Annotated in this window: 4 protein-coding genes; 2 read left to right on the top strand and 2 right to left on the bottom strand. The window is 73.6% G+C overall.

What is annotated here, in order from left to right:
• Nucleotides 1-126: 126 nt before the first annotated feature.
• Nucleotides 127-1,410: an adenylosuccinate synthase gene (locus ACZ7GJ_RS15000; RefSeq protein ID WP_365923528.1), complete on the bottom strand. Its 1,284-nt coding sequence runs from the start codon at nt 1,408-1,410 to the stop codon at nt 127-129.
• Nucleotides 1,411-1,594: 184 nt separating this feature from the next.
• Between ACZ7GJ_RS15000 and ACZ7GJ_RS14995 the strand changes: the two genes are divergently transcribed.
• Nucleotides 1,595-2,458 (top strand): diacylglycerol kinase, encoded by an 864-nt coding sequence (locus tag ACZ7GJ_RS14995; RefSeq protein WP_470751855.1) that lies wholly within the window; start codon nt 1,595-1,597, stop codon nt 2,456-2,458.
• 26 nt (nt 2,459-2,484) lie between these two features.
• Nucleotides 2,485-2,967: a hypothetical protein gene (locus ACZ7GJ_RS14990; protein WP_470751853.1), complete on the top strand. Its 483-nt coding sequence runs from the start codon at nt 2,485-2,487 to the stop codon at nt 2,965-2,967.
• Between the two features lie 27 nt (nt 2,968-2,994).
• Here ACZ7GJ_RS14990 and ACZ7GJ_RS14985 read toward each other — a convergent pair whose 3' ends face one another.
• Nucleotides 2,995-4,173 (bottom strand): SGNH/GDSL hydrolase family protein, encoded by a 1,179-nt coding sequence (locus ACZ7GJ_RS14985; protein WP_470751851.1) that lies wholly within the window; start codon nt 4,171-4,173, stop codon nt 2,995-2,997.

Raw genomic sequence — 4,173 nt, 5'->3', positions numbered from 1 at the left:
GCCCCTCACCCCCCCCCCCCCCCCCCCCCCCCCCCCCCCCCCCCCCCCCCCCCCCCCCCCCCCCCCCCCCCCCCCCCCCCCCCCCCCCCCTCGGGGTTGTTCAGGTTGTTCCTGCCGGGTCAGGGCCTACAGGAACGAGTTGATCTCGATCGTCTCGGTGCGGCCGGGGCCGACGCCGATCGCGGAGATCGGGGCGCCCGACATCTCCTCAAGGGCCTTGACGTACGCCTGGGCGTTCTTCGGGAGGTCCGCGAAGGTCTTGGCCTTGGTGATGTCCTCGGACCAGCCGGGGAGGTTTTCGTAGATCGGCTTCGCGTGGTGGAAGTCCGTCTGCGAGTACGGGAGCTCCTCGACGCGCTTGCCGTCGATCTCGTACGCGACGCAGACCGGGATCTGCTCCCAGCCGGTCAGCACGTCGAGCTTGGTGAGGAAGAAGTCCGTCAGGCCGTTGACGCGGGTCGCGTAACGCGCGATCGGGGCGTCGAACCAGCCGCAGCGACGGTCGCGGCCGGTGGTCACACCGCGCTCGCCACCGATGCGGCGCAGGGCCTCGCCGTCCTCGTCGAACAGCTCGGTCGGGAACGGGCCCGCACCCACACGCGTGGTGTAGGCCTTGAGGATGCCGATGACGCGGCTGATCTTCGTCGGGCCGACACCCGTACCCGTGCAGGCGCCGCCCGCGGTCGGGTTCGAGGAGGTCACGAAGGGGTACGTGCCGTGGTCCACGTCGAGCAGGGTGCCCTGGCCGCCCTCGAAGAGCACGACCTTGTCCTCGTCCAGCGCGTTGTTGAGGATCAGGGTGGTGTCGGCGACGTAGCCCTTGATCTGGTCCGCGTACTGGAGCATCTCCTCGACGATCGCGGAGGCCTCGATCGCGCGGCGGTTGTACAGCTTCGCGAGGAGCTGGTTCTTGCCCTCCAGCGCCGCTTCGACCTTCTGGGTGAGGATCGACTCGTCGTACAGGTCCTGGACCCGGATGCCGACGCGGTTGATCTTGTCCGCGTAGGTCGGGCCGATGCCGCGGCCGGTCGTACCGATCTTGCGCTTGCCGAGGAAGCGCTCGCCGACCTTGTCGAGGGTGACGTTGTACGGCGTGATCAGGTGCGCGTTGCCGCTGATGAGCAGCTTGGAGGTGTCGATGCCGCGCTCGTTCAGGCCGCGCAGCTCGGAGAGCAGGACGGCGGGGTCGACGACGACACCGTTGCCGATGACCGGGGTGCATCCGGGGGAGAGGATGCCGGAAGGGAGAAGGTGCAGTGCGTACTTCTGGTCGCCTACGACGACCGTGTGGCCGGCGTTGTTGCCGCCCTGGTAGCGCACCACATAGTCAACGGATCCACCGAGCAGGTCGGTGGCCTTTCCCTTGCCCTCGTCACCCCACTGAGCTCCGAGCAGCACAAGAGCGGGCACAGGCGTACACCTCTTCCGGATGGGGCATGTCCAAGGTCAGGGGGCGTACGACGATGTACACCGCAGGCTGAGCCGTCGGACCGGTACCCCGGAATAGACGAAGGCCCTGGCGCAATAGCGCAAGGGCCTCTTGCACAAAGATGCTACCCGAGGAAGGACCGAGGTGTCGGCTCCAGAGCCCACCATGAGCCAAGCGGGCGCGCCGGTAGGCGCCCTGCTCGTGCTCGTCGACCCGGTCGCCCGCCGTCTTGACGGCGAGTCCGTGCGGATCGCGAAAGATGTGTTGTCAGCGGGAGCAACGGCGAAAATCTGCCTCCCGGATTCGCAGGAGGAGTTTGCGCGGGCCCTCGCCCGCCGGGGCCATCGCCAGCCGGTGATCGTCGGCGACGACCGGGCGCTCGTACGGGCCGTCGGGCTGCTGCACCGGGAGCGGGCCCTGTCCGACGGGGTGGTTTCGCTGATCCCCGTGGGGCAGCCGGGATCCTTGGTGCTGGCGAGGGCGCTGGGGGTGCCGCTGTCGGCCGTCTCGGCCGCGCGGGCGGTCCTGGACGGCACCGTCGGCATGCGGGACCTGCTGGTCGACGACAGCGACGGGGTGGTGCTGGGCGGGCTCAGCATTCCACCCGTACGGCCGGTACCCCGTCCGGCGGGGCCGTCGGTGTGGAGCGCGTACCGCTCGCTGGTACGCACCCTCGTGCGGCCGCCGACGGGCGAGGAGGCCGGTGCATCCGGTGCGTCCGGGGGCTCCGGCGCGTCCGGCGCCGGGCACCGGCTGCGGGTGGAGGCCGACGGGGTGGTCCTCGCGGACGTGGACCGGCTGGTGGAGGACGTCTCCGTGACCCCGCGGGAGGGTGACGGCCTCGCCGAGGTGGTCGTCCGCATGGGCAGGGGCCCCGGCTCGGTGGTGCGCACGCGGGCCGGCACCGTGACGGTGTCGGGCGCGGACTTCCGCTACCGCGCCGACGCCGCGGTCACCGGCCCGGTCCGGCGGCGCACCTGGACCCTGCGGCCCGGGGCCTGGGCCCTCAGGCTTCCGCACCAGCGGTGATCTGTGGTCCGCCGGGATCGCCCGCGGTGAGCGGCCCGCCCGCGCCCGCGTGCCTGGCGGCCGAGCTGGGCGAGTGGCGGCGTGATGCGCTGCTGCTGTGCCTGCTGCCGGTGTTCTGCTGGCCTGCGGTGGTGGGAGGGCTGCTGGCCCGGCCGCTGTGGCTGGCGGGGGTGTGGCTGGGGGTGCTGCTGTGCCCGGTGGGGCTCGGCGTGCGGGAGTTGTACGCCGTCCGGCGCGTGCGGCGGGCGCTGTCCTCGGAGCAGGGGCCGGGCTGGGTGGCGTACGAGGCGGAGGTCGTCCGGAGCCGCGGGCCCCGGGTGGCGCCGACGGGGGTGGCGCGGCGGCTGCGGCTGCCGCTGTCGCGGATCGTGCTGCCGGACGGCCGTGTACTGCGTCCGGGGCTCGTGTGGCGCCCGCCCGTCGGGACGCTCTCCCTGTGGCTGGGGCCGGGCGGGGCCGTCTGGATCCCGACGGCCCGCCGCCGACTGGGCACCGCCCGGGCGGGCTGACGGCGGCGGGCCGGGGCGCAGCCCGCCTCAGGCCTGGGCGGCTGCCTCGGCGAACGGCCCGCCGGGGCCGAAGGCCAGCTCGGCGAAGCGCTCGCCGATGCGGCGGAGGCCGGCGGGGTCCGGGTGGAGCGCGTCGGGCAGCGGCAGCTCGGCGAACTCCGCCTCGCCGTAGAGCGAGCGGCCGTCGAGGTAGTGCAGGTTCGGGTCGTCGGCCGCCCGCGCGGCGGTGATGCGGGAGAGCTCGTCCCGGATGACGCGGAGCGTCAGCCGGCCGGGGTCCGAGGGGTCGCCCGTGGCCCGGAAGCTCAGCTTCCCGCCCTCGAAGTCCGGCACGAGGGGGCCCGGGGTGTCCTCCTGGATGGGGCAGAGGACGGGGGAGACCACCAGCAGCGGCGTGGTCGGGTGGCCTTCGCGGATCGTGTCGAGGAAGCCGTGCACCGCCGGGCCGAAGGCGCGCAGCCGCATCAGGTCGGTGTTGACCAGATTGATGCCGATCTTGACGCTGATCAGGTCCGCGGGGGTGTCGCGCATGGCGCGCGCGACGAACGGGTCGAGCAGGGCGTTGCCGCCGAACCCCATGTTGACCAACTGCACGCCGACGCGGCCGGCGGCCACCGCCGGCCAGGTCCCGGTCGGGCTCTCGGCGGTGGTGCCGTGGCTGATCGAACTGCCGTGGTGCAGCCACACGCGGCGGCCGAGGTCCGGCGCGGCTTCGACCGGGGCGTCGGTGCGCAGGGCGATCACCTCGGTGATCTCCGTCTGCGGGAGCCAGATCTCGACGTCCTTGACCCCGGCGGGCAGTTCGGCGAACCGGGCGGTGCCCGGCGCGCCGGGAATGGTGGTCGCCGCCCAGGTGGCCATGTCGATGGTGTGGAGGTTGCCGCCGGCCACGCTCGTCCGGTCGGCGAGCCGGCCGTCGACGATCAGGTCGTACACGCCGTCCGGCCTGGTCGGGCCGCCCCGGTAGACCGTCTTCGTGGGGAGTACGTCCAGCTCCACGGCCGTGGCGCGGGTGCGGAAGGCCAGCCGCACGCCGGAGGGCTGGGCCTCCATCATGGCCAGGTTCTGGTCGGGGAACTGCTTGCGCGCCCAGGCGGGCAGCCGGTGCGGCAGCACGCCCCGGGGGGGGGGGGGGGGGGGGGGGGGGGGGGGGGAGGGGGGGGGGGGGGGGGGGGGGGGGGGGGGGGCCTGCGGGGGGCCGGGGAT

Source organism: Streptomyces sp. NPDC037242 (genome assembly GCF_055604165.1).
This window is presented reverse-complemented; position numbering and strand designations above follow the sequence as displayed.

Coding starts and splice junctions, on each gene's coding strand:
- ACZ7GJ_RS14995 (WP_470751855.1), top strand. CDS start 1,595: ATGAGCCAAGCGGGCGCGCCGGTAGGCGCCCTGCTCGTGCTCGTCGAC.